Origin of the sequence: Priestia sp. TRN 1309, assembly GCF_050846875.1 — a bacterium.
GTDB lineage: Bacteria > Bacillota > Bacilli > Bacillales > Bacillaceae_H > Priestia > Priestia zanthoxyli.
The window spans coordinates 659,030-684,674 of sequence record NZ_JBOZGM010000003.1; the positions used below are offsets into that span (position 1 = coordinate 659,030).

General features: G+C 38.0%; 24 protein-coding genes and 1 tRNA gene. 4 read left to right on the forward strand and 21 right to left on the reverse strand.

Features of this window, described 5'->3' with window-relative positions; all coding sequences use genetic code 11:
• Positions 1-2 precede the first annotated feature (2 nt).
• On the reverse strand, positions 3-2,348 hold the full coding sequence (gene nirB / locus ACRPLQ_RS15465; protein ID WP_432236154.1) for a nitrite reductase large subunit NirB: 2,346 nt from the start codon (positions 2,346-2,348) through the stop codon (positions 3-5).
• A gap of 337 nt (positions 2,349-2,685) precedes the next feature.
• Between nirB and ACRPLQ_RS15470 the strand changes: the two genes are divergently transcribed.
• Positions 2,686-3,120 (forward strand): hypothetical protein, encoded by a 435-nt coding sequence (locus ACRPLQ_RS15470; RefSeq protein ID WP_033578088.1) that lies wholly within the window; start codon positions 2,686-2,688, stop codon positions 3,118-3,120.
• 51 nt (positions 3,121-3,171) lie between these two features.
• Here the strand turns inward: ACRPLQ_RS15470 and lrgB are convergent, their stop codons facing one another.
• From lrgB to ACRPLQ_RS15530, 12 genes are all read right to left on the reverse strand, one after another.
• A complete protein-coding gene (gene lrgB / locus ACRPLQ_RS15475) occupies positions 3,172-3,852 on the reverse strand; it encodes an antiholin-like protein LrgB (RefSeq protein WP_028412309.1) in 681 nt (226 codons plus the stop codon).
• Positions 3,853-3,885: 33 nt separating this feature from the next.
• Positions 3,886-4,320, reverse strand: a complete 435-nt coding sequence (gene lrgA / locus ACRPLQ_RS15480; protein ID WP_028412310.1) for an antiholin-like murein hydrolase modulator LrgA — start codon at positions 4,318-4,320, stop codon at positions 3,886-3,888.
• A gap of 162 nt (positions 4,321-4,482) precedes the next feature.
• Positions 4,483-5,223, reverse strand: a complete 741-nt coding sequence (locus tag ACRPLQ_RS15485) for a LytR/AlgR family response regulator transcription factor (RefSeq protein ID WP_033578087.1) — start codon at positions 5,221-5,223, stop codon at positions 4,483-4,485.
• 1 nt (position 5,224) lies between these two features.
• Entirely contained in the window at positions 5,225-6,976 is a 1,752-nt protein-coding gene (locus tag ACRPLQ_RS15490; RefSeq protein ID WP_047751631.1) for a sensor histidine kinase, read from the reverse strand.
• Positions 6,977-7,095: 119 nt separating this feature from the next.
• Complete coding sequence (locus ACRPLQ_RS15495; RefSeq protein ID WP_034269418.1) at positions 7,096-8,424, reverse strand: 6-phospho-beta-glucosidase; 1,329 nt, start codon at positions 8,422-8,424, stop codon at positions 7,096-7,098.
• Positions 8,421-8,750 carry a PTS lactose/cellobiose transporter subunit IIA gene (locus ACRPLQ_RS15500; RefSeq protein WP_034269415.1) on the reverse strand — a complete coding sequence of 110 codons (330 nt, stop codon included), beginning with the start codon at positions 8,748-8,750 and terminating at the stop codon, positions 8,421-8,423. The genes ACRPLQ_RS15495 and ACRPLQ_RS15500 overlap by 4 nt, the downstream gene beginning before the upstream one ends.
• Before the next feature lie 13 nt (positions 8,751-8,763).
• The gene (gene celB, locus ACRPLQ_RS15505; RefSeq protein ID WP_028412317.1) at positions 8,764-10,122 is read right to left on the reverse strand and encodes a PTS cellobiose transporter subunit IIC; all 1,359 of its coding nucleotides are present in this window, start codon (positions 10,120-10,122) and stop codon (positions 8,764-8,766) included.
• A 13-nt stretch (positions 10,123-10,135) separates the two neighbouring features.
• Positions 10,136-10,441, reverse strand: coding sequence for a PTS sugar transporter subunit IIB (locus ACRPLQ_RS15510; protein WP_028412318.1), 306 nt, complete (start codon positions 10,439-10,441; stop codon positions 10,136-10,138).
• 159 nt (positions 10,442-10,600) lie between these two features.
• Positions 10,601-12,550 (reverse strand): BglG family transcription antiterminator, encoded by a 1,950-nt coding sequence (locus ACRPLQ_RS15515; RefSeq protein WP_047751633.1) that lies wholly within the window; start codon positions 12,548-12,550, stop codon positions 10,601-10,603.
• Positions 12,551-12,809: 259 nt separating this feature from the next.
• The gene (locus ACRPLQ_RS15520) at positions 12,810-13,388 is read right to left on the reverse strand and encodes a TetR/AcrR family transcriptional regulator (RefSeq protein ID WP_432236155.1); all 579 of its coding nucleotides are present in this window, start codon (positions 13,386-13,388) and stop codon (positions 12,810-12,812) included.
• Positions 13,389-13,392: 4 nt separating this feature from the next.
• Positions 13,393-14,115, reverse strand: a complete 723-nt coding sequence (locus ACRPLQ_RS15525) for an MBL fold metallo-hydrolase (protein WP_028412321.1) — start codon at positions 14,113-14,115, stop codon at positions 13,393-13,395.
• A 284-nt stretch (positions 14,116-14,399) separates the two neighbouring features.
• Positions 14,400-14,738, reverse strand: a complete 339-nt coding sequence (locus tag ACRPLQ_RS15530; protein WP_028412322.1) for a general stress protein — start codon at positions 14,736-14,738, stop codon at positions 14,400-14,402.
• 446 nt (positions 14,739-15,184) lie between these two features.
• Here ACRPLQ_RS15530 and ACRPLQ_RS15535 point away from each other — a divergent pair, with 446 nt between their 5' ends.
• Positions 15,185-16,576 carry an amino acid permease gene (locus tag ACRPLQ_RS15535; RefSeq protein WP_224979840.1) on the forward strand — a complete coding sequence of 464 codons (1,392 nt, stop codon included), beginning with the start codon at positions 15,185-15,187 and terminating at the stop codon, positions 16,574-16,576.
• A 69-nt stretch (positions 16,577-16,645) separates the two neighbouring features.
• Here ACRPLQ_RS15535 and ACRPLQ_RS15540 read toward each other — a convergent pair whose 3' ends face one another.
• The 4 genes from ACRPLQ_RS15540 to ACRPLQ_RS15555 form a co-directional block, all read right to left on the reverse strand.
• Positions 16,646-16,783 (reverse strand): hypothetical protein, encoded by a 138-nt coding sequence (locus ACRPLQ_RS15540; RefSeq protein ID WP_186806731.1) that lies wholly within the window; start codon positions 16,781-16,783, stop codon positions 16,646-16,648.
• A gap of 129 nt (positions 16,784-16,912) precedes the next feature.
• A complete protein-coding gene (locus tag ACRPLQ_RS15545; protein ID WP_224979839.1) occupies positions 16,913-17,542 on the reverse strand; it encodes a copper homeostasis protein CutC in 630 nt (209 codons plus the stop codon).
• Between the two features lie 64 nt (positions 17,543-17,606).
• Positions 17,607-19,052, reverse strand: a complete 1,446-nt coding sequence (locus tag ACRPLQ_RS15550; RefSeq protein ID WP_033578076.1) for a DEAD/DEAH box helicase — start codon at positions 19,050-19,052, stop codon at positions 17,607-17,609.
• 168 nt (positions 19,053-19,220) lie between these two features.
• A tRNA-Val gene (locus tag ACRPLQ_RS15555) sits at positions 19,221-19,292 on the reverse strand.
• A gap of 334 nt (positions 19,293-19,626) precedes the next feature.
• Between ACRPLQ_RS15555 and ACRPLQ_RS15560 the strand changes: the two genes are divergently transcribed.
• Entirely contained in the window at positions 19,627-20,382 is a 756-nt protein-coding gene (locus ACRPLQ_RS15560; RefSeq protein ID WP_224979838.1) for an arylamine N-acetyltransferase family protein, read from the forward strand.
• A gap of 27 nt (positions 20,383-20,409) precedes the next feature.
• Here the strand turns inward: ACRPLQ_RS15560 and ACRPLQ_RS15565 are convergent, their stop codons facing one another.
• On the reverse strand, positions 20,410-20,859 hold the full coding sequence (locus ACRPLQ_RS15565; protein ID WP_034269385.1) for an Lrp/AsnC family transcriptional regulator: 450 nt from the start codon (positions 20,857-20,859) through the stop codon (positions 20,410-20,412).
• A gap of 172 nt (positions 20,860-21,031) precedes the next feature.
• On the opposite strand from ACRPLQ_RS15565, the gene ACRPLQ_RS15570 reads away from it, so the two are divergent.
• Positions 21,032-21,652: a YitT family protein gene (locus ACRPLQ_RS15570; RefSeq protein WP_033578070.1), complete on the forward strand. Its 621-nt coding sequence runs from the start codon at positions 21,032-21,034 to the stop codon at positions 21,650-21,652.
• 38 nt (positions 21,653-21,690) lie between these two features.
• On the opposite strand, the gene ACRPLQ_RS15575 is transcribed toward ACRPLQ_RS15570, so the two are convergent.
• The 3 genes from ACRPLQ_RS15575 to ACRPLQ_RS15585 form a co-directional block, all read right to left on the reverse strand.
• Positions 21,691-22,302 (reverse strand): DUF1349 domain-containing protein, encoded by a 612-nt coding sequence (locus ACRPLQ_RS15575; RefSeq protein WP_028412329.1) that lies wholly within the window; start codon positions 22,300-22,302, stop codon positions 21,691-21,693.
• Positions 22,303-22,456: 154 nt separating this feature from the next.
• Positions 22,457-23,785: a gluconate:H+ symporter gene (locus tag ACRPLQ_RS15580; protein ID WP_165635476.1), complete on the reverse strand. Its 1,329-nt coding sequence runs from the start codon at positions 23,783-23,785 to the stop codon at positions 22,457-22,459.
• 269 nt (positions 23,786-24,054) lie between these two features.
• Entirely contained in the window at positions 24,055-25,581 is a 1,527-nt protein-coding gene (locus ACRPLQ_RS15585) for an NCS1 family nucleobase:cation symporter-1 (RefSeq protein WP_033578068.1), read from the reverse strand.
• Positions 25,582-25,645: the final 64 nt, after the last annotated feature.

The window sequence follows — 25,645 nt, forward strand, 5'->3', positions numbered from 1 at the left end:
TCCTATAATAAATATGTGATTGCACGAGAGCGTTCTGAGCTGAGCTGCTTCATTAAATACTCTCGATTGTCTGCCTCAAACAAAACTTCTCTGACATGAACAATTCCTACTCGCTCGATCCAGCTGCCGACAGCTTCTAAATAGTTTCCCGTTTCACGGTAATATTGAATCAAAGAACAGCTGATTTCTATCGCTTCTTCGTTCGTTTCGGCCACATAAAACAGCTCCCCGCTTCTGGCTTCTGTGCTGCTTCCGCCAGCATATATTTCCCAACCTCTGTCTATTCTTCTTAATCCTATATCACTTGTTGTGACATCCTCTGTAATGTGAAAACAAGAAGCAATACTGATTTTGATATCGCATGGGGTCTTTACGTATTCAAGCTGTTTGTCTAATTCATTTGATAAAGCAAGAGCAGGTTCATACTGACAAATACACGTTCCTTTTCCTATATAAACAGATACATTTTTAACTGTACGTTCATATAGCTGCTGAAGTCCTCTATCTATTTCCTCACTTATCAACGAAAGATATTCTTTTTTCACTCCAATAAGTTGAATGCGCTGATCACTTGTTAAACGAATATTCGAGATGTTGTACCTTTCAGCTACATTTGCTATGTTCCTTAATTCCTGTACATTTGTCAGACCACCGTGTATTTGCGGTACCACTGCATAAGTACCGTCATGAAGCAAAACGGCCTGTTCATTCTCCATAGTAAATAAAGAATGTCGATTATTTTCATAATGAGGATTCATCATATTTAAATAGTAATGAAGACCGCCTTCACATAACGAGCAGCCTTTCATGTCTTTAAACTTTAACATTTCTCTTACTTGCTGAACCGTTTCAAATTGATATTGCTGCATTTCTCTTACCAGCTCATCTTCTGATAGATGTGTGCAAGCACAAAAGGTTTTTTGTTCAATGTTTTCATCAAATTCATTGCTTTGAATATACGTTAAAAGATCTGTTACAAGGGGCTTGCATCCTCCGCATGAACCAGAAGCTTTCGTGCAATTTTTTATTTCATCTACTGTCGTTAAATCATTTTTCTGTACTGCTTCAATAATAGCTCCCTTGGTTACACCGTTACAGTTACATACGATACCTGTAAGTGGCATAGAAGCTGCTGCATTTTCTTTTTCATATTGAGAAGGAAATAATTGTACTTTTTCCGCTTGCGACAAATCCTTTTTTTCACTAATCATTTGTGATAGCTTTATAGCCTCACTGGTATCCCCAAAAAGAACGGCTCCCACTATTCTCCCTTCGCGAAAAACTACTTTTTTGTATATACCATCTAACATATTCGAAATCGTAATAGCTTTTGCACCTTGATTTTCCTTAAACTCTCCGACCGAGTAAACGTCTATTCCTGATATTTTTAACTGAGTGGAAAGAACGGACCCGCCATAACCTTCGTTTTTTATTTGGCAAAGGTGTCGCGCTAAGACTTTTCCTTGTTCGTAAAGAGGAGCAACAAGGCCGTATGTCATCCCCCGATGTTCAGCGCATTCACCTACTGCATAGATATCCGGAATGCTCGTTTCTAAATAATCATTTACGATAATTGCTCTATTTGTTGCTATTCCGCTTTTTTTAGCGAGATTCACATTTGGCCTCACTCCTGTAGCCATTACAACTAAATCAGCTGCAACTTTGCTGTTATCGTTAAATCGGACGCCTTCTGCTCGATTTCCCCCTATAATCTCATCCGTATGTTTGTTTAATAGAAAACTCATGCCTTGCTTTTCCAATTCTTCTCTTAACATGGCAGATGCTGCTCTGTCTAGCTGTCGCTCCATTAAAAAACCCGAATGATGAATAACTTGAACATCCATCCCTAAATTTAATAGTCCTCTAGCAGCTTCCAGCCCTAACAGACCTCCTCCAATAACCGCTGATTTTTTATATTGTTTAGAAATTTCAATCATTTTTTGACAGTCTTCAATGGTACGAAAACCGAGGACACCTTCTTTTTCAGCACCTTTAACGGGGAGCATATACGGGCTCGAACCAGTAGCAATAATAAGCTTGTCGTACATCGTCTCTCTGTTTTTATCTGTTTTTATTATTTTTCTCTTGGTGTCTATGTGCGTAACACTTTCTCCTTTAAATAAAGTGATATTATTTTCCTTATACCATGCAAAAGAATGAATGTTAATATCTTCAAGCTTTGTACTGCCTTGTAAAACGGTTGATAATAAAATTCGATTATAGTTAACGTGAGGCTCACTTCCAAAAACAGTAATATCAAAACACTCTGGAGAATGAATAAGAATTTCTTCAATACAGCGCATTCCCGCCATTCCGTTTCCGATTACTATCAGCTTTTGTTTCGTCATATAAAAACCTCCAACACATAGATTCAGACCGTAAAATATACATTTTTTATTATTTCATAAACTTTTCTAAAAGAAATGGACCTTGTTATAACTTCTAACATTAAAATCTGTTTAAAGCGTATGAATACGCCGATACCTTTCGTTGAAAGCAGGCTTTTATATAGAAGATTAATCTGCTTTAAAAAGGGGTAGAAAAAAGGATGCTGTGCTTGCATTACCTTTCTCTACGCTTTATAAGTACTCTATATAAAATTTTGTTATCTTCTTTTTGCCTACTATTTATTTATTTTGAAATCAATTATGATAAAAGAAAGAGTCTGAATTGGAGGTTTAAAACATGTCAATAACCGTTCACGCCACTCAGTGGATTCATTTTCAAATTAAATTGTATAACCTTCATTCCAAAACGAGATCGCTTAAAGATCAAAAACTAGAATTACCTCTACCAGAATTCCATCAAAACCTGATCATATTTACATCAGCAGCACGTCATGGCCTTACGTTTGGATATCAAGCCATTCAATGGGATACACCCTATACTTCTTCTCCGATTTACATAGAGCATCAGTCTATTCCGTGGTCCACTTTAGAACAACGTTCCCATAAGCGTATAACCGAACATATTACAGCTATTTTCTTAGAGACAATGTTTTATAGACAAAGTCAATTCAAACAATGTCAATTTTGTTTTGAATTTATCATTCCTGAGAGTCTTTTTGACCATACAACCTGCCAAAACTGCGCATCACGACATTTTGGAGTGGTGTATTAACAAATAAAAGCCTGAAGAAGTCAGAGGTTTTCTGACATCTTCAGGCTTTTATTACATGACTAGCTGAACAAAAAGTGGAATAACGGCAACTGTGACGACACCTACAATAACGACTGCAATACTTGCCATGGCTGCCTCTACTTCTCCCATTTCAATCCCTACGGCTACTCCTAGCGCATGCCCGGACGTTCCCAGCGCTAATCCTTTTGAAATTGGATTTTTCACTTTGAATACTTTTAAAAATAATGCGCCCAGTGCATATACAATAACTGCATTAAAAATAACGGCAAAGGAAGTAATAGCAGGAATCCCTCCAATATCTTGAGACAATGGCAGTGCAATCGCTGTTGTAGCTGCTTGTGGGAGCATTGATTTCATCACGACTTCATCCATATGAATACCTTTAGCAATCGCAAAAATAATCGCTACTGAACAAACTGATCCTACTGCAATAGAAGAAAGAATTTGCCACCAGTACTTTTTTAATTTATCGGCTTGCTTATATAAAGGGATGGCAAAAGCAATTGTTGCCGGTTCTAAAAAGAAGCTGATAATTTTTCCGCCGCTACTGTACTCCTCATAAGAAAAGTGACCAAGTTTCAAAAAAGCAATCCCGAGCACCATTGCCACAAATAAAGGAGTAAATAAGAAAAACCCTTTTGACTTTTTAAATAAATACGTTCCAATACCGTACGCAGCTAAAGAAACCACGATTCCAAAATACGGATTCATCTTTCCAACCACCTTGTCTCTTTATAATTGATATTACGCAATGCCCTGTTTCTTTGTTTTTTCACTCATATCTACATCTTTTATTTCTTCTTTTGCTTTATTATCTTTTGTCATGCCAAGTATAAGCTGTGAAAATAAGCCTGTAACGCCTAACAAAATAATCGTTGCCACGATGATAACTAAACAAATTTGAATGCCGTACTGCTGCATAACACCTAATGAATTCATAACAGAAATACCTGCTGGTACAAATAAAAATCCGATCAAAGAAGTTAAAGCCGTTCCCAGTGATTCAACTTGCTCTAGTTTAATAATCTTCAAGCAGAGTGCAAGAAATAACAGCACAAGTCCAATAACTGAAGCTGGCATCGGAAAAGGCAAATGCTCTGCAATAAAATCTGAAATCAACATAATTACGGAAAAAATAAATGCTTGTGTTAAAAAGCCATACACTTTTTTAGCACTCATTTCTTTCACCTCTCTCTGTTTGTTGACTTCATTATATAAAATGAAAACAAGTTAGAAAGCGTTTTCAAATCAAAGAGTCGAATATTTGTGCTCACTTACAAAAATCGAGCCTTGAAATGCAAAAAACAGCCTGCTAACATGCATACGCAAGCTGTTTCTTACTTAAATTCCTAAACGTTTCTTCAATTCTTTAGCATATGTACGGCTGACAGGAACTCGCTTATCGTTTTTCATCACTAAATTATACGTGGAATTAAACCATGGCTGTACTTCGGAAATATGATGTACGTTGACGATATAACCCCGGTGCACACGAACAAACGACTGAGAAGGGAGCTTTTTTTCTAGCATAGCCAGCGTATCTGCAGTATGATAGGATTCGGTTATGGTTTGAATGGTAACTTCTCCTTCTATTAGCCCTACAAACAAGATGTCCTCTATATTTACTAACACAATTGAATCGTCTACAGAAATCGCTAACTTTCCCGTTTGAGAAGAAGACTCTCCTATCGGTTCTTCTTCTTTAACAGCGTGATGAGGAACACGCATTTTTTTATATTTATGAATGGCCTGCACCACTCTTTCTTCATCAAAAGGCTTCAAAATATAGTCAATTGCATCTACTTCAAAGGCTTGTAAAGCGTACTGATCGTACGCAGTTGCAAATATAATAGCAGGCGGGTTTTTCATTTTTTTAAGCCTTTTCGCAATATCAAACCCGCTGTCATCTGACAATTGTATATCTAAGAATAATAAATCCGGCTTTTCATCCATCATTTTATCCAACGCCTCTTCGATACTTTCAGCTTCTTCAATGAAGTCTACTTCTTTCGTTCGGTGGAGTAAATATTTTAATTCATCTCGCGCTAACATTTCATCGTCTACTATTAGTACTCGCAGCATATTACATACCCTCGCTTTTTAATTCAATTGGTATAACAAACGAAACTGCTGTTCCTTCTGTTACGTCAAACTCCAGTGTCGTTTCTTTTCCAAACAATCCATGTAAACGTTGTTTAATATTGTAAAGAGCCGTCCCCGTTCCTTTTTCTGAAAAAACAGGCTCATTGCCAAGCAGTTCCAATCGTTTTGTGTCTATACCTTGTCCATTGTCTTTTACCTTTACGTATACATATTTATCTTTTGTCTCAATATAAACTTCTACGCGACAGTGTTTTTGTTTGCGCGGAAACGCGTGCCGAATGGCATTTTCCACAAGTACTTGAAGAATAAACGGCGGCAGCAAGACATCATCTAGTCCTTCTTCAATATACATGTCAATTTCGTATTTATTAGGGAATCTGGCTTGTTCAAGCGATAAGTACGCGTGAACATGGTCAAGCTCTTTTGATAACGGAATCAACAGCTGCCTTGCACCTTGCAAATTAGAACGAAAATAAACGCTTAGTTGCAGTAGCAGTTTTCTAGCTTTTTCTACGTCCTGTCTGCAAAGCGCCGATATCGTATTAATGGCATTAAATAAAAAGTGAGGATTCACCTGTGCCTGTAAAGCTTTAATCTCCGCATCTTTTAGCAATTTACTTCGAAGCTCTGCTTCGCCGAGCTCTAGCTGAGTTGAAAAAAGTTTGGCCAATCCTTCTGCCAGCTCTTCCTCCACCCGGCTTAACCCGCTTGCATCTTTAAAGTACATTTTTAGTGTTCCAATGGTAGTACCGTGAGAAGTAAGCGGCATTACAATTGCGGCATGAAGCGGGCAGTCTTTATGCTGACAATCAATTTGTTCTCTCGATTTTGCTTTCATAATTTTCCCCGTCTTCAGTACTTCGTGAGACAGCCCGGTAATTAAACTGTGCGAAGGAACATGGTGATCAATTCCTTCTCCCACATGAGCTAAAATTTTGTGCGTATCCGTTAACGAAACAGCGTCCGTACCTGTGAAGCGATGAATAATATTTGCAACATTTTCACATGATTCACTAGTGAGACCCTGCCGAAAATGCGGAAGAGTTTGATCCGCGATTAATAATACTTTGTGTGTCTGAAGCGCTCTCATTTGTTCTTCTTGCCGTAAAATGGACTGAATAATAGATAAGAAAATATAGCTTCCCGTACCATTTACAATAATCATTGGAATAGCAATAATACTCACTAGCGTCCATGCCGAATCAAACGGTTTAGCAAATAATAAAATAATCAGCATCTGAAGCGTTTCCATCGCTATGCCTACAAGTGCAGCAAAGCGCGGTGTAATCGTTCGATGTTTTTTCCGGTAGGCATAACCGATATATCCAGTTAACACTCCTGCCAAAACGGATGAAACAGCGCAGCTAAACGCCGTACTCCCACCTAACATAAAGCGATGAACGCCGGCAAGTAGTCCTACTCCTAAACCAACAAAAGGACCGCCAAGCAGACCGCCCATTTCCACACCCATAATCCGCGTATTTGCAATGGAGCTTGATGGATCTACTTTTAATAATAAATCTTCATTTCGAATAATCGTTCCTTGAATTTCAATTCCCGTGTAGTTACTAATAATGCTAAAAAGAGAAAAAATAAAAATAAGTACAGCTTTTCCTTTATAACCTTGCTGTTTACGGAGAAATTGCCGAAAAACTTTTGTATGTGCCAGCAAAAAGCCTAAGATGACAATAACTCCGACTCGTTCTACCATCATAATTAATAAATGAATCATTTCTAGCCACCCTTTGCTGTCTGTTTCTATTTTATATTGTTACATTGATGGTGTCAGAAATCTAGCTGTATAAACAGAAAAAGCTGTTCGAATACGTACTGTATTCGAACAGCTTGACTTTAAGCTTGAACCGTTTTAAAAAATTGAGGCAAGTAATCTTTATGAGCTTCTAACATCTCATCGACGATTTGTTTAGCTAGTTTATCAGAAGCAACAAGAGGATTAATGGTTAATGCTAAAATAGCTTTGTCATAATCTCCTGTCACTGCTGCTTCAGCTGCAATCCGCTCAAATGACTTAATGGTTTGAACAAGACCGCGGACAGGTACGGGAAGATCGCCGACTGAAATTGGCTTTGGACCATCTTTTGTAATGATACAGCTTACTTCTACAGCAGAATCAGCTGGAATGCTTGCAATAGCGCCATTGTTCACTGTGTTTACAGGTTGAATATCGCCTTTATCCGTATAAATGGATGTAATCAATCGAACCGCTGCATCACTATAATAAGCACCTCCGCGCTGTTCTAATTGAGGCGGTTTAATGTCTAGGTTAGGATCTTTGTACAGTTCAAACAGCTCTTTTTCCAACTGTTTCACGACTTCTGCTCTGGTTTCACCTTTTTCATAATTAACAAGCTCTTTTTCTACCATTTCACGCGTTTTGTAATAGTACATGTGATATGGACACGTTAACGCATTTAGCGCTTTTGTGAATTCTGGCTCCCATCCAAGTCCTGCTACATTTTTCACAAAGCTGCTGTTAGTTGGATCACTCAATAAATCAATAACTTGATCTTTGACACTTACACCATCTACATATACATCTAATCCGTAGACCATGTGATTTAAACCAGCAAAATCAATTCGAATGCGAGAGTGGTCTACATCAAGCAGCTTAGCAATCCCCATTTCCATTCCGATTGGCACATTACAAAGTCCTACAATCTTTTTAATGTTACTATAGCGAAGCACAGCTTCTGTTACCATGCCAGCAGGATTTGTGAAGTTAATCAGCCAAGCTTCTGGACATAACTCTTCAATGTCACGGCAGATATCTAAAATAACGGGAATGGTGCGAAGTCCTTTAAATAATCCTCCCGGTCCGTTTGTTTCTTGACCGAGCACCCCATATTTAAGCGGGATTCTTTCATCTTTCGCTCGTGCATCTAACAAGCCAACGCGAAATTGAGTTGTTACGAAATCCGCATCTTTTAGTGCTTCTCTTCGATTTAACGTTAAATGAACCTCGATTGGCAAACCTGATTTTTTCACCATTCTCTTCGCTAAATTTCCAACAATCTCTAATTTTTCTTTTCCTTCTTCCACGTCTACTAGCCACAGTTCTCGAACTGGAAGTTCATCATATCGTTTAATAAACCCTTCTATTAGTTCAGGCGTATAGCTTGAACCTCCGCCAATCGTTACAATTTTAATACCTTTTGTCATAATGTAATCCCCCCAGAAATTTTGATTGCTTCATATAAATCTACAAATTCAGTAGCCATTTCTTTTACCGTCATCGCATTCATTAAATGATCTTGAGCATGAATCATGAGCAGAGAAATTTCTGTGCTATCCCCTCTAATTTCTCCTTGAATTAACGACGTTTGGATATGATGAGCAGCATTTAATTCTTCAGAAGCTTGTGTAAGCTTTTCACGCGCTTCTGAAAAATCTCCCTTTTTGGCAGCCGCTATCGCTTCCATTGCTGAACTTCTGCCGTTTCCACCGTGTAAGATTAATTTAAAAATATATTCTTGAACGCTTTCCATTCTTTATCCCTCCTCACACAATATCTTTCTGTGTATCACTTGGTACCCCTTCAACTGCAGGCTGTATACCATGTTCTTCAGTGAATTTTTGTTTATCCCACATTCTAAAGAAAGGATAATAAATGCAAACAGAAATGCCGATGTTAATAGCTTGCATAACTGCACCCGATAATTTTCCTCCTGTGGCCAAATAGCCAGAAATAATCGGAGGCATGGTCCAAGGAACCGCAATACCTGCTGGTTTTGCTACCAGTCCTGTCGACATGGCAATATAGGTTGCTACTACCGTCACAAGAGGGGTAATAATAAACGGAATAAGCATCATTGGATTCATCACCATCGGAAGTCCAAAGATAATCGGCTCATTGATATTAAAAAGAGCTGGCCCTATTCCTAATTTACCAAGCTGCTTCATTTGTTGACTGCGCGCTTTTAAAATCATGGCAACGACTAGAGCTAGTGTCGCTCCGCTGCCTCCGATATTAATCCAAATGTCAAAGAACTGCTGTGTGAAAATATTGGGTAATGCTTCATGGTTAGCAAATGCAATTCTGTTTTCATCCATAGCTCCATACCAAATTGGAGCCATAATTCCACCGACAATATTCGCTCCATGAAGTCCACAAGACCACATGAGCATAATAACAAGCTCGGCAACTAGCGTACCGCCTAAACTGCCGCCTAACACACCTAAAGGCTTTCCAAGCAATTCTCCAACGATATTATGCAGACTTCCAAAATGCGTTTGTTCTACTAACAAACGTAAAATCCAAATAAATGCTATTACCGTGAAGCCAGGAATAAGAGCGGCAAACGATTTTCCAACAGCGGGTGGAACTCCATCAGGCATCTTGATGACAATATCTTTTTGAATAAACCATCTGTAAATTTCCGTAGAGAGAATCGCGACAATCATTGCTACGAAAAGTCCTTTACTTCCCATTAAAGCGGTTGGAATTCCGCCGTCTACTAAAATAGCTTCTTTAGCGCCGCTTGGGAGAAACGACACTTTATACGGAGTAGCAAGTAAAAAGGCAGCAAGTGAAATAGCACCTGCGGACAAAGCGTCTACTCCATATTTTTCAGCTAATCGATAGGCTATTCCGAAACAAGCAAGCAGCGCCATAATATCGAATGTAGCTCCAACTGGATACGCCATTTTTGTGGCCCATTCTTTTCCGAAAATCCCTGCCATAAAGTCGTTGTAACCTGGTATCGGTAAATTCGATAGTATTAAAAATACGGAACCGATAATAATGAGCGGCATTGTTAGAACAATACCGTCTCGAAGTGCTTGTAAATGGCGTTGACCTGCCATTTTTCCGGCGATAGGCATTACTTTGCTTTCAAGCATACTATTAAATTTGCTCATGTAGTCCACACTCCTATTTTGAAACTAGTTGAGCTGCAAATTTTAACACTTGTTCTCCATTACACGTTCCGTAGTGAACAGGATTTATAACGTCAACTGGCACTCCTTTTTCTTCACCTAGCTTCTTAAGCTGCGGCAGCAAGTAGCGCACTTGAGGTCCTAATAACAGTACATCTGCTTGATCAATATGGTTGCGAACAGAGTCACCAGGAACTGCCCAAATTTTATACTCCGTGCTTTGGTCCTGAGCACTTTTTTCCATTTTTGTTACTAGTAAACTTGTAGACATTCCAGCTGCACAACATAATAGAATATTCATCTGTCATTCCCCCGTTTTTTTATTTTGCTATCTGTTTTGTTGATAGTTTTATCTTAAAATAAAAGCGCTTACATTTATACACAACCTTTTTCCGTTAGTAACGGAAAAATTATGTTTGAACATTCAGATAAAAGAAGAAGCCCCTCTCTTGGACTTCTTTTATCTAATATTTTTCATAAATACCTCTATAAACTCCTCATAATCCTTGCACTTTACTAAGCGCTGCACGACCTGCTTGTCATCCACAACGCGAACCAACAAACTGTACATCTTCTGCAAATCGCCTTGATTATTCGCTTTTACACTTAAAAGACAAATAAATTGCACAAGATTTCCTTCCCACATAATCGGTTTTTTTAACGTGCAAATGGCCCAAAACGTCGTATCGGTTTGAGGAACCATAGGATGCGGAATCGCCACGAGATTGCCAAAACTTGTTGGGGATGCAGCTTCTCTTTCAAAAACAGATTCTATAAATTGAAAAGGAACTAGTCCTAGATGAGTTAATTTCTCTCCTAAAAAATGAAGCACTTCTTCTCTTGTTTGAAATTCTTGCTGTAAATATACTAATTCTTTTTTCGTGTATTCTAACGAAGACTGCGGTTTATTCTTCATTAAACATTCAATTTTTTTAAAATCATTGTTTCCTAGAATTGTACTTACTTGTACTACAGGAACAGGAAGATCCTCTGGAATTGGAATGGTACTAACAATAAAATCTAAAGAGTGCAGCGACATTTGGTGAAGCTTATAATACTGAGTTGTTCCTAAAATAGTAAGATTTAATCCAAACGTAGCCTGCAGCTTATATGATAATAGCTTGGCACTCCCTACTCCCGATGCGCATACAATCAAACAGCGCTTAGGCTGATTGATAATTTTCCGACGTTCAATGGCCCCTCCAATATGTAAAGCTAAATAGCCAATTTCCGTTTCATGCATGTCAATTTCAAGGCGATTTTTTAAAACCTTCCCGGCAATAATTCCAGCTTCAAAAGCAAGAGGGTAATGACTCTTAATTCCTTCAAGCATCGGGTTTCGCAGATTCATTCCATATTTATAGCGGTTGATAGCCGGTTTCAAATGCAAACTCATGCCAAGAATCAACTCTGAATCTTCACTAATTCCTAAATGAAGCTCTTTTTCAATTGCTTCTAATATAGCCGCTGTTAATTCATAAATATCTGCGGCAATAAACTGCTTCACTTCTTTGTCTTCATGATTGCTACTGTTGAGCATTTTTGTACCTAGCAAATGAATGGCGATATACGCTGTTTCTGATTTCGGAAAACGAATCTTGAATGCCTTTTCAATTTCCCTCACAATTTCAGCTGCTACTTCATATTCTTTATGCTCCATAATTTCAAGCAAGTCTTCTGAATACAAAGAGATAAAATTCTCTTCTTGTATTCGCTTACAAGCTATTGCTAAATGAATGATTAAATTATTTAATCCAATATCTGAAACCATAATATTGTATCGTTTTATTTGATTTAAAATGTGGGCTTTAATCGTTAAGATTGATTCTTGGGGCAGGATGGATATTTCATTGTATACCATATCTACTTCTTTATCTTTTCGGTTAAATATGTACTCAGACATACAAAATCTCATTTTCATTTCGTCCCCTTTAGCTTTCAAGCCATAGTTAGGACGTTTTTCTAAAAGAATATCATACTTACACAGCTGTTTTTTAACATCTCTTAAATCGTTTTGAACCGTTGATTTGCTAATATATAACTCGTCTGCTAAATCTTCGAGCTTCAAATATTCGTCTGCTAGCAGCAGTCTTTTAATTAAATAATGCACGCGGTCATCAGGAACGGTTGGAATAGAAGTTGAATCAAATAATTGATTAGCCGAAAGTTCTTTTAATAGCTGATGAAATTGTTTTTCATCTAAAACGCTAAGTTCATATCCCGTCCCTCGAGCTGATTTAATTTTGGCCCCGTACTGAGACAAAATGTCATCTAACTGTTTTATATCCGTTCGAATAGTTCGAGAAGATACCTGATTTACTGTTGCTAAATATTCGCTCGTAACGGTTGATAATGTAGACTGTACGGACATTAGTTCTCTTAATATGACGATCATTCTTGAATTAAGCATGTTTGTTTCTCTCCATTCTCAGAAGATTTCCCCTTTATAAAATAAATTAAAAGAGCTGGTTATTTTAAACAAAAGCAAAAAATACCTAAACAGCAACAAACAGAAACTACCTTTTCTGTCTTTGCAGCTTAGGTTTTGCCTGCTTCATCAGTAACAACCCTAAAACAATAGGAATAAATGTCTTTATTTGTAATCTATCATTCTTTCTGTTTTTTTTCAATTTCCACTAAAGCGTTAGGCTTAGTGGCATTAATGAAATTTATGGAGTCTGTTCATACCGGTGTAGCCCCAATACAAACGTACGAATTAAAAAATCTAGTGTCTCATCAGTACTCAACGGCATGCCAAATCCCCCTTTTTGCTCCAAAGAAGAAAACCCATGTAAAATGCTGCGAAGACTTCTAACAGCATGAAGGGCTTCATTTTCCGGAAGGTGATACGGTTTTAACACCTCCAGCACTAAAAATACGATGTTATCAGATGCTTTTTGTACTTCTTCATCCTGTATCGTTGGTGCCACCGTTGCCGTTGCTTCGTATATTCCGGGAGACTTTCTTACAAATGAAACGTACGCTTTACTTAGCTGATAAATAGCGTCTTCTGCAGAAGCATGTTCAACAGCACTTTTTAGAAGATAGTGTAGCTGCTGCAGTCCGCTTAAAGCCAGTTCTTTGCGCAGCTCTTCTAACCCTTTTATATGATTATACAAAGACGGAGGGCGAACATCTAATTCTTTGGCTAATGAAGCAATTGTAACAGCATAAAACCCTTCACGATTGGCCAAATTTCCACCTGTTTGAATAACCTTTTTGAAATCTAGTCCTTGTCGTGGCGACATCCCTTCATCTCCTCTTTTCTATTTTTACTTTTGCTTGTTGTATTGCTTTTTCCATCATTTTTAGCGGTTGAGAAAGCATTCTTCCGTGTCCAACAGCAAGAAGTGACGGGTTTAATTCATATAGCTTTTCTGCACTTTTAAGCGCTAGCTCTTTACTCCACGTTCCAAAGGCAGGAAACGGAAACAGCGGTTTTAACTGACCTGATACGGCAACTCCTCCCCGCACTTGGAAAGAATCTCCCGCAATTAATGCGTTTGTTCTCTGGTCTAAAAAAGACATAGACCCAGGTGTATGTCCAGGTGTAAAAATAGGAGCAAGTGAGCCTATATAAGACTCTTCTTCGATGAAATGATCAATTTTAGTTGAAATCTTTCCTAGTTTTGGTATTCCTCCACGGATTGGGTTTTGAGGTTCTTCAGAATTGAGTGTGAAGTCTCCTGAAAATAATCGATAATCTCTTTGCGACATATAAACAGAAGCATTCGGCAAACTTTTCTTCACATTATCAATCGCTCCGATGTGATCTTCATGAGTATGAGTAAAAACAATTCGAGTAATCGGTTTTCCAATTTGATCTGCAGCTTTCAAAATACCTGACGCGCTGTAAGGAAGAGCCGCATCAATTAACGTAAGACTGTCTTTCTCTTCGACTAAATAACAATTCACTGGAAAAAATCGAGGCAAAAACGTCAATTGATACAACATTTTCTCACGAACTATTCTCATTTCCTCATCCCCTATTATCAAAATAAAAACTAATGGTATTAGTTTTTATTTTAACTAATACCATTAGTTTTATCAATCATATATTGGAAAAAACAAAAAAGAGTGTGAGACATAACGAAATCGAGTGAATTTAAAGACAAACAAATGGAATAAAGGAGCTCGTATAGATCACTTGTTACACCGTCCCCACAAAAAAATCCGAACGCGGCTGATTCTTGATAGAGAATCAACCGCGTTCGGATCTTACTTTAACTAAACTACTTTTGCCCTAGCCTCTATTAAAATTAAACGTCTTTTCTTTCTCCCGTAGCAGCCACTACAATCGCACTGCCTTTCTTTAACTCTTCTTCATATTTTTTAGTTTCGTCTTTTGATAAGCCTAGCGAAGCCATTTTTGTTCGAAGCTCATCTTCTCTTGTTAAAAATAAACTCGCTGCTGAATGTAAAGGACCTTCTTCAGACAGTCGAATAATATTTGTGTCCGTTACTTCAGTTAAATTTTTAGAATTTTCCTTGTCATAGGTAAACACGTATACTTCATTTTTCTCAAAACCTTTATCTGCAAATTGATTAACTGCTTCGTTAATATTCGCTCCGTTTTCTACTACTTCAACATGTTTCATTATTTATAACCTCCTGTTTCTATCGCACATCTTTCTTTTATACTTAGCAAAAGAATGAACTTCTTACTACTATATATACCCGTTTTCAGAAAGGAAAACCCGCATTTAGCGCTTTAAAGAGAGTTTGAAACTTATTCCATATTATCTTTTAATTAAATATATACCTCTTTTTATTAACGGATCTAAAACGATCCTTCAGCTTATTTTCAGCTACCATTCATAAAAAATTCATCTGCATTGCTTATTATAATAAAGAAAAAAGGCGCTAATCAGGTACTTTCTACGCATAATGAATGTCTGTGTCAGAGTAAGCCGGATATGAATGTAACCATTCATATCCGGTTTTTTATATGAAAGAACTTCTAACAACATCCTGTCCTTGCACCTTATAACATACTATAATTCTCCGTATTAACTAAAAATTCAGGTTATATAGGAGGTTACAAATGAACAGCCATCCACAGCCACAGTTAAAAAAAGAGTTAAAGATCCGGCATATCACCATGATTTCTCTTGGAGGAATTATTGGCGCTGGATTGTTTATTGGAAGCGGATCACTCATTAACACCGCTGGACCCGGCTCTATTTTTTCGTACGCATTTGCTGGTTTACTCGTTATTTTAGTCATGCGAATGCTTGGAGAAATGTCTACTGCAAATCCTTCCAGCGGTTCGTTTTCCACTTATGCAAAAGAGGCATTAGGCCCTTGGGCCGGCTACACAATTGGCTGGCTCTACTGGTTTTTCTGGGTTATCGTTATTGCTGTTGAAGCCATTGCAGGTGCAAATATTATTCAATACTGGTTCCCGTCTTTACCGTCTTGGGGAGTTAGCCTGGCTCTTACTTTTTTATTAACGATGACCAATCTGTACTCTGTTAAATCTTTCGGAGAATTTGAATATTGGTTTTCTCTCATTAAAGTTGTCAGTATCGTTCTTTTTTTACTTTTAGGTATTGCTATTATTTGTGGATTCATTCCAGGAATCGATTCTCCCGGCACTTCCAATCTTTTGCATAAAGGCGGCTTTTTACCGAATGGAATTAGCTCTGTATTTTTAGGAATCGCCCTTGTCATGTTCTCCTTTATGGGAACAGAAATTGTTGCAACCGCGGCAGGTGAATCTTCTCAACCTGAAAAAGCCATTACCATTGCGACCAATACCGTTATTTATCGTATTTTATTTTTCTATTTAGGATCTATTTTTATTTTAGTAACCGTTCTTCCGTGGAATTCATCAAGCCTAATGAAAAGCCCATTTGTCTCTATTCTTGAATTAGTAAACATACCGGCCGCCGCTCAAATTATGAACTTTATTATTTTAACAGCTGTCCTTTCTTGTCTGAATTCTGGTTTGTATACAAGCTCTCGTATGCTGTTTTCCATGTCTCAAAATGGTAATGCGCCAAAAAGCTTTTCAAAATTAAATAAAAAAGGCGTACCGGTTAGCGCGATATTAGCATGTACAGTTATTTCGTACATCAGCGTCATCTTTAACTATATTTCGCCAGATAAAATCTTTTTGTTCTTAGTGAATGCATCAGGCGGCGTAGCCCTTCTTGTATACCTCGTTATTGCATTTTCACAAATTAAAATGAGAAAAAAATATGAAAAAGAAAACCCTGAAGCATTAAAAATTAAAATGTGGTTGTTTCCTTACTTAACTTACGCTACAATCCTTGCCATCACTAGTATCTTTATTGCCATGGCATTTATTGATTCATTGCGTTCGCAGTTCTTTTTAACTCTTTTAATTGCTTTACTCGTCGTAGGTTCGTTTTTCTTTCAGCGTACCAAAATGACGAGCAGCTTAGCAGCAAAAGAAAACACATCAAAATAAAAGAGGTTGAGACATAACGAAATGAATCCAACCTAAAGATGAACAAGTGAGATAGATGAGCTGGACTGCTTATGACACCGCAGTTGATTTCCGTGCAAGGCTTCGCTTTCCGCGGGCGGGCGCTGAGCCTCCTCGTCGCTTGTGCTCCTGCGGGGTCTCATCTATTCCGCTGTTCCCGCAGGAGTCTTCGCCTTGCCCTCCAATCACCTGCTAGAAGGAACCAAACACATAAAACTATATTTACCATCACAAAAAAACGAACCACCAATCAAACATGTTGATTAGTGGTTCGTTTTTCACTTTGACTAACATACTTTTGTCCCAGCCTCTTTTTATTTAACCCGATAAATCTCCTACAATTTTTGTTCCGTGTAATTCAGTCGCCTGTGTGTCTTTTATAACCCAATCTGCGTTGCCTTCATGAATTCCTCCGCCGGGCAAAATAATAAGACGGTCATTGGCGTATGTGATCAGTTCTCGGATCACCTGCAAGTTTTGCAAAGCAGACCCTTTCCCACCTTTGGTCAAAATGCGGTCTGCTCCCATTTCACTAAGTATATCAATGGCTTTGTATTTATCTTTAATCTCATCAAATGCCATATGAAACGTAACGCTTAAAGGACGAGCTTCTGCTATTAATTCTTTAGTGCGTCCGTGATCGATTTCATTTTTTTCTGTTAATATGCCGAATACTACTCCGTTTACTCCAAGGTCTTTACATGCTTTAACGTCTTTTTTCATAATTTGAAATTCTGCTTCCGAATATACAAAGTTCCCGCTTCTTGGGCGAATAATCACGTTGATATCTGTATCAAGATGTTCACTTGCATGTTGAATGGTGCCGTAACTTGGCGTAGTGCCTCCTTGACTGAGATTGTCACACAATTCAATGCGGTCTGCTCCTAGCTTTTCCGCTTTTTTTGCCTGCTCATACCCTTCTACACACGCTTCTTTTATGTACTTCATACTCTCAGCTCCTTTATTGGCTGTATAAATAAAGCCCATCTTTAAAAAGATGGACTTCCCTTTATTATTTAATCGCTTTATGAACTTTTAATTTCTTTCCTTTAATTGTTTTGTTTTTCATTGCTTGCAACACTTTGGGACCTTTTCCATTCAGAATCTCTACATACGAGACATTTTCTTGAATGGTAATAATTCCAATATCGTCTGCGGTTACTCCGTCTAATTTTGCGATTGTTCCTACAAAATCGACCGCTCGAATTTTCTTTTTCTTTCCGCCGTTAAAGTACAGCTTCATAATGTCTTTATTTAATGACTCGCTTTTATCTTTTTTAACTTCTGGACGCTCATTAATTTTTTCATTAAAAGCGAATGCTGCCTGCTGTACTTCTTCTTTAGAAGGAGGAGTAGATACTGGAATCGAAAAACCAATATATTCTTCAATTTCCGATAGCATTCTCTCTTCATAAGGCGTTACAAATGTGATAGCCTTCCCTTTTTTACCGGCACGTCCCGTTCTTCCCGTACGGTGAACGTAGCTTTCTTTTTCCAACGGAAGGTCATAGTTAATAACGTGCGTGATATTATCAATATCAATTCCTCTCGCAGCTACATCTGTTGCTACTAAATAGCGGAATTTCCCTTTTTTGAAATCATTCATAACCTCAAAACGGTCTTCTTGCACCATTGCCCCATGAATTTTATCACAAGGATATCCAAGATCATCTAAATCATCTAACAGCGTATTTACCTGCTCTTGCGTGCGGCAAAAAATGATGCAGCTGTCTGGATTTTCTACTGTAGTTACGTCTTTCAGCAGTTCAAATTTACCTTCATTTTGTACTGTTATAACAGAATGGTCAATCGTGCTTGTTGTTAATCCGTTCGCTTTGATTTCAACATCAACCGGCTTCTTCATATATTTGCGAGACAGTTCTTCAATATCTTCCGGAAGCGTAGCCGAGAAAAGCATCGTTACACGCTCACTAGGAAGATGTTGAATAATCGCTTCCACTTGGTCAATAAAACCCATATTTAGCATTTCATCTGCTTCATCAATAACCAAATAACGAATTTTCTCTAATGCCAGCGTTTCTTTTTCTATATGATCAAGCACTCGTCCAGGCGTACCTACAACAATATGTGTTTTTTGCTTTAATTCTACTTTTTGCTTGGCAAACGGTGATTTTCCATAAACAGCTGCTGCTTTAATTCGCTTGAAACGGCCGATATTTGTAATATCTTCTTTTACCTGCGCAGCCAGCTCTCGTGTAGGTGTTAACACTAAGGCTTGGGGCTTATTTTCTTCCCAGTTAACTAATTCACACAGTGGAATGCCGAAGGAAGCCGTTTTTCCACTTCCTGTTTGAGACTTCACGACCACATCTCTTTCTTCTAGCGCAATGGGAAGCACCTTACTTTGTACTTCCGTAGGATGATTGTATTGCAGGCTAGAAAGCGCCTTAGCTACCTTGTCACTAAGACCATATTGACTAAAACTTCTTTGATTCATTTTGTACCCTCATTTATTTTAAATTAGTGATTATCTTTATCATGACCTGATGCACTATGTTTCATTATACTTTAATTCTTCTATGCGCGCTCAAGATTTAATATAGCATTGGTTTGTTAAGCCAAAGAGAAAAGCCGCTCTCTTATTAATAAGAAAACGGCTTTGGTATGAGCGATGAGGGATTCGAACCCCCGACCCCATCCCTGTCAAGGATGTATTCTCCCACTGAACTAATCGCTCGTGATATGTATTGACTATATTATAGAAAGAGTTATCCAATTTTGTCAACTATTTTTCCACAGTTCCCAAGTTGGAAGAACCGTCTTTACTTTTGATAAACTAAAAACATGCCATAAAGGAGCATGACGGGATGAAAGCACACGCTGAATTTTATTTTGATTTTGTCTGTCCACTATGTTTTCTAGCCACTAATCCTTTAAGAGAAGTCAGTAAAGAACAAAAAGCTGAGATTGAAAGAATTTGCTTCCAAAGAAACCATTGAAAAAACGCTGTTACATGAATATTCTGCTAAGCTTAAAGACAAAGAGAAATGATTCACTAAGAGGTGTATTTGATGAATATTAATTATTACTTTAGTCGGTTTTTAGCTAAGAAACCGGATAGCCCAACCTATGAAAACTTAGCTGCTTTACAGAACAAGCATATGCTTCATGTTCCGTTTGAGAACTTAGACGTTTTGTCTCAAACTCCTATTATCATTGATTTAGAACGGATCTTTCAAAAAGTAATTGTAAATTTGCGCGGAGGATTTTGCTACGAATTAAACGGTTTATTTGGCTGGCTGTTAAAAGAAAGCGGTTATGAAGTCTCGTACGTTTCAGCTACCGTCAAAAAACCCGATGGCACGTGGACCATTGAAGGAAGTCACGCTACAAACCTTGTGACGGTTGAAAATCAGTCTTACATCGTAGACGTTGGATTTGGAGATTCTGTTCGCAAGCCAATGCCTTTAAATGGCGAAGTAGTAAGAGATGTAAGCGGCTCTTATCGTATGACAAACGTTGCTGAGCATATGTATGATTTGCAGCGATGGGAAGATGATGTATGGAAAACGCTGTACCGTGTGTCTACGCTTCCTAAGAAACTGACAGACTTTACTCCCATGTGTGAGTTCAATCAAACGTCAGCTGATTCTCCGTTTGTACACAAACGCCTTGTTACGATCGCAACACCTACAGGGCGAATTACCCTCTCTGGTGAAACACTAACTGTAACAGACAGCGGAAAAAAGACGAAAAGAAACGTTTCAGAAGAAGAAGTTCCTGATATTTTGCAAAATCATTTTTATATTATTAAAGGGTTTTATTAATATGTCCTTACACAAAAAACCGGCCTCTTATGGGGTCGGTTTTTGTATAGGAGTAATCATCCTGTTTTCTACAGGCGACTTTAAAATAATTGAGGTATTCACATTTCCATAAGGAATCAGTTCATCCACGAGCATTCTAAGTCCATCCATTCCAGACACGGCTGCTTTGATAAAATAAGAAACCGGTCCCGTTACGCGATGACATTCAAGCACATCTTCATTTTGCTCAATAAAGTCTTCAAATTCCTCTGGTTTTCTTTTTAATTCGCTTACTTGAATAAACAGCTGTGTATCTCTCCCTAAAGCTTTCGGAGACACCGTAGCGCTGAAACGCTGTATCACTCCTCGTTCCTGAAGGCGCTGCAGCCTTTCTGATACGCTTGGACGGCTAAGAGCCAGCTTTTTTGATAAATCACTAATCGTCATACGCCCGTCTCTTTGCAAAATAGACAATAATTGTGCATCGATTTGATCCATACAAACCTTTCCTTTCAAAATGAATATAATAAATAAAATCTTTATTCAAGTTGATAACAGAACAAGTATTATTTCCTTCATTTATACATGTGTTTTCTTTATTTAATATCCTATCATTAAAGTAGATAATTGAAAATGAAAATTCCGAAAAAACAAACAAAGGGGTTTATTTATGAAAAAAGTTTTATGGATTATTCTTGGATGTACGATTGCAAGTATTGGTGTTCTTATCTTGCGGCACTCTCACGTAGTGACGGGGGGAACAGCTGGTCTGTCTCTTAGCTTGTCATATGCCCTTCCTTTGTCGTTTGCGGTGATTTTTTTTCTCATTAATATTCCTTTTTATCTCTTTTCCTTCTTTCAAATGGGATGGAAATTTACCGTCACAACTATAGGATCAGTGTCTTTGCTATCACTTCTCACTTCACTCGATCACTTGCTTCCTGCTTTTACACTTCCCAGCCTGATGGGTGCTGTTACGGGCGGACTAATTGCCGGTCTTGGCTTATCCATTTTATTTATGAACGGAGCTTCTCTTGGGGGTGCTAATATTCTAGCGTTATTCGCGCAGCGAAAATTCGGTTGGGATCCTGGAAAAGTGAATTTTTCATTTGATTTCCTCGTCGTGCTGTCGAGCATGTATTCAATTGGATTTTCAAAAGGAATTTTCTCTGTTATGTCCATTGCGATTACAGGGTTTGTCATCAGCTATTTCAAACAAAAAATTGCTTTACACAATCAATCGACACCCACTGCTGCCACACAGCCTTTAGATAATGTACTCTCTAAATAAAAAACACGATTTAGCTGTGACTAAATCGTGTTTTTCGTTTAAAGCTTTTCTACTTTTATAAAATCAAATTGGGCCTCATATCCTTCTCCTTGAGGACTACAAGCGTAAATCCCAACTTGAACAGGTTCTTTGGATGAGTGCAATAAGTGAGCGAGTCGGAGCTGAGTCCAGGAATCTCCATCACTTGAATAACAAACGGTGTAATCATCATTTTTGCGCTGAATTTTAAAATAAAGCGCTGATTTGTTTTGAGTAAAATTTTGACTGGACCAATCTGAGAAGCCCTGGTTGGTTACGACTGCTCCTAATTGGTTAGGGCCATCGGGATTGTATTCAACTGACGTTTTGATCCACGTATCTTTTGATACACGAATCATGAGACCTGCTTGATCGTAGCGATTAACTGGATATGTATGCACCTTTGTCATGATTTCAAAGTCGCCTTCTACTTCACGGTAAAGAAAGTGTCCATTGTCCGCTTCAAAGCCATAATGAGTACGCTGCCAAAAATCTGTTTTAGCGTCTGTTTTAATCACTAATCGATTCGTTTCCGTATCAATTTGAAATTGAGCTGGTGGACAATACCAAGAAACGTCTGAATCTAATTTTCCTTCTGAAAAGTTTGTGAAAAATACTAGTTGATTACTCACTCTCTGTCATTCCCTTCTTAGAAGCTATTGTTCTTCTATTTCTATTTTGCCATAATTTAACGAATAAATAAAATATTTTGATTATTTTTCTAGTAAATTCTTTTCTTTCATAAAAAAATAAGACTCTTTTACATAGAGTAAAAGAGTCTTATTTTTAGATTATTGCATTTAGAATAAGTGCTCCTGCAAAAGCAATAAAGGATAGAAGCGTTTCCAGAACAGTCCATGTTTTGAACGTTTCTTTTACTGTTAATCCTAAATACTCCTTCACCATCCAGAATCCAGCATCATTAACGTGAGAGAACATTAGTGAACCCGCGCCCGTAACGATAACCAGAAGTTCTAAATTAACACCAGACATGTGCTCAATGATCGGTGAAACAATACCCGCCGCTGTTGTTAATGCAACTGTTGCTGAACCCGTAGCGATACGGATTAATCCAGCAATTAAAAATGCAAGTACAAGTGGTGATAGAGATAGATGTTCAGACATTTGACCAATCGTTGTACCTACTCCACTATCGATTAATACTTGTTTGAAGCCACCGCCTGCACCAATAATCAAGACAATAGATCCTACAGGAAGCAAGCATTCTTCCGTTAGTTTTTTAATCACATCTTTTGTCATACCTTGACGTTTTCCAAGCAGGTAAAACGCTGCAAAACAAGAAATTAAAAGTGCAATTAATGGACTTCCTATTAATTCTACAAACTTCACTACGCCGCTTGGCAATCCGTTAATAATAGGCACTATTGCTGCTAAAACCATTAATAAAACAGGAAGTAAAATAACAAAGAATGAAACGCCTGTACCAGGAAGATTTTTAGATGTTGTCGTGATACGAATTAAATCCGGCTCTCCTTCTGGAATTACTCGTTTGTTAACCCATTTTGCAAAAACTGGTCCAGCGATAACTGCTGCTGGAATTGAAATGATTAACGCGTATAAAAGCACTTTCCCCGTATTTGCTCCGTAAATACTAATAGCTGCCATCGCTCCCGGATGAGGAGGAACGAGACCGTGAACAATTGATAATCCTGCAATAACTGGCAGAGCAATCAATAATATATTTTGTTTTGTTGTTTTATGAATCGAAATAACTAAAGGCAGTAAGATTAAAATTCCTACTTCGAAGAAAACAGGAATACCAATAATGAAACCTGCTACTAGCATTGCCCACGGCAATCTTTTCACACCGAATATTCTTACAAAATAATCCGCTACCTGCATGCCAGCGCCTGAATCAGCCATCAGCTTACCTAAAATTGTTCCCAGTGCTAAAATTCCTACTAAGTGTCCTAAAACACCGCCCACTCCCGTTTCGTAAGCGGCAACAATTTTATCCATTGATAACCCAGAAGCAATTGCTAAAAACAAACTCGCAACCGTTAAACTGATAAACGCATGCCATTTAAAAACTGAAACACCTACAATAACAATAACAATTGCGACAACCGTAATAGCTAATAAGTATGCATCCATCTTGCTTTCCACCTTCCCCTTAAGTAAACGCTTTCTTTATGTAGCAAAAAAGCTCTAAACCTGTTAATTTTTTTAAAAATACGTTTTAATTATCGAAATCGTTTACATTAATTAAATCAGAAAACGATTTCATCTTTTTATTACTTAAATTATATGAAAAAAAAATTCTTAAATCAATAAAAAAACTCAAAAAAATTTTATCAATTTTCTTCCATAGAGTTTCAACGCACAAAAAAATCCAATCATGTTAATGATTGGATTCATCTTATTTATTTAGTGATGGTGGGATCAGCGGTTTGACTGTCGATAATTGGTTTTTCGCTTGTTTTTAACGTTATTTCTTCATATTCTCCCGGCGCTAATACACTTTTATCTCCTCTCATGAGATACGTATAGGCGATGATAGAAATGAATAGACCAAATGTCCAGGCATTATCCCATAAAAAGCGCAGTCCAGGAATCAGTAAGCCTAAAACAGGTATGGCCACGCCAATTACTAATGCATAAATACCGTTTTTATTAAAACCAGTTGAATAACTATAGCGACCGTTTACCTCGTATAAATCCTTTAATGCCATCTGTCTCCTTCTTACAAGCCAGTAGTCAGCAATGGCGATGCCGTCTATAGGACCAAGCAGCGCTCCGTATGTTCCAAGCCATCCAAAGATATAATTCCCGAAATTAGACATGATGTACCATGGCTGAAGCAAAATAGCAAAGATACCGGTTACTAGCGCTCCCATCGCAAACGTGATTTTCTTTGGATTCAGATTCTCAATTGCACGGGCCGGCGCCACAATATTTGCTCCCACATTAATCGTTAAAGAAGAAAGCACGATAACGATTGTTCCTAAGAAAATGATAAACGGAGGGAATTTAGCTACTAACGCCACTGGATCCCAAATAGCTTCTCCGAATATAACGATGGTTGCCGAGGTAACAGCAATTCCAATAAATGAAAAAACACTCATCGTCAACGGCAAGGAGAAGGTTTGCGCAACCATTTGGGATTTCTGGCTTCTAGCATATCGACAAAAATCCGGAATGTTCAAAGCGAGCGTAGCCCAAAATGCAATGACTCCGGTTAAAGCAGGGAAAAATACAGCTAGAAATTCTCCGGTGGATGTAAATTTAGAAGGCGTAGATAAAATGGGGCCCCACCCTCCTGAGTTTGTATAAGCCCATATAAAAAGAATAATAGCTGAAATACCAATAACCGGAGCAGCAATCGCTCCTAACACTTTAATTGCTTGCGGTCCTTTATACGCCACTCCTACATTTAAAAGCCAAAAGAGAGCAAATACAATGGCTGTATGACCAGCTAAACCATTCCAAGATGAAAATGAAGCGCTTAGCAGTGTATCAATTGCTTCCGTTCCAATCCATGTATTAATTCCAAACCATCCAGCAGCCACAATAGCCCTAGCCAGTGCTGGGATATGTGCTCCTTTATCTCCAAACCACAGGCGGGCAAATACCGGATAAGGAATGCCAAACTTGGTTCCAGCGTGAGAATTAAGCAAAATAGGAATAAGAACAATTACATTTCCTAAAAAGATTGTACCAATTGCCTGCCACCAGTTCATTCCAAGCGTCATCATTCCGCTCGCCATTGTGTAAGCTGGAATACACAGACACATCCCAATCCAAAGCGTGGCAAAGTTAACTCCTTTCCAAGAATGTTCTTTCATCGTAGTAGGACGTAAATCTTCATTCCAAAGATCGCTTCCGCTCAGCTGATTGTGCGTCTCATCTGTGAGCGTCACAATTCCATCTTGCTCGATTTGTGTTTTCATCCATAAAACCCCTTTTCATAAAATAAGTTCATTTCAAAAAACAAATTTTATTTGAATTTTCTGA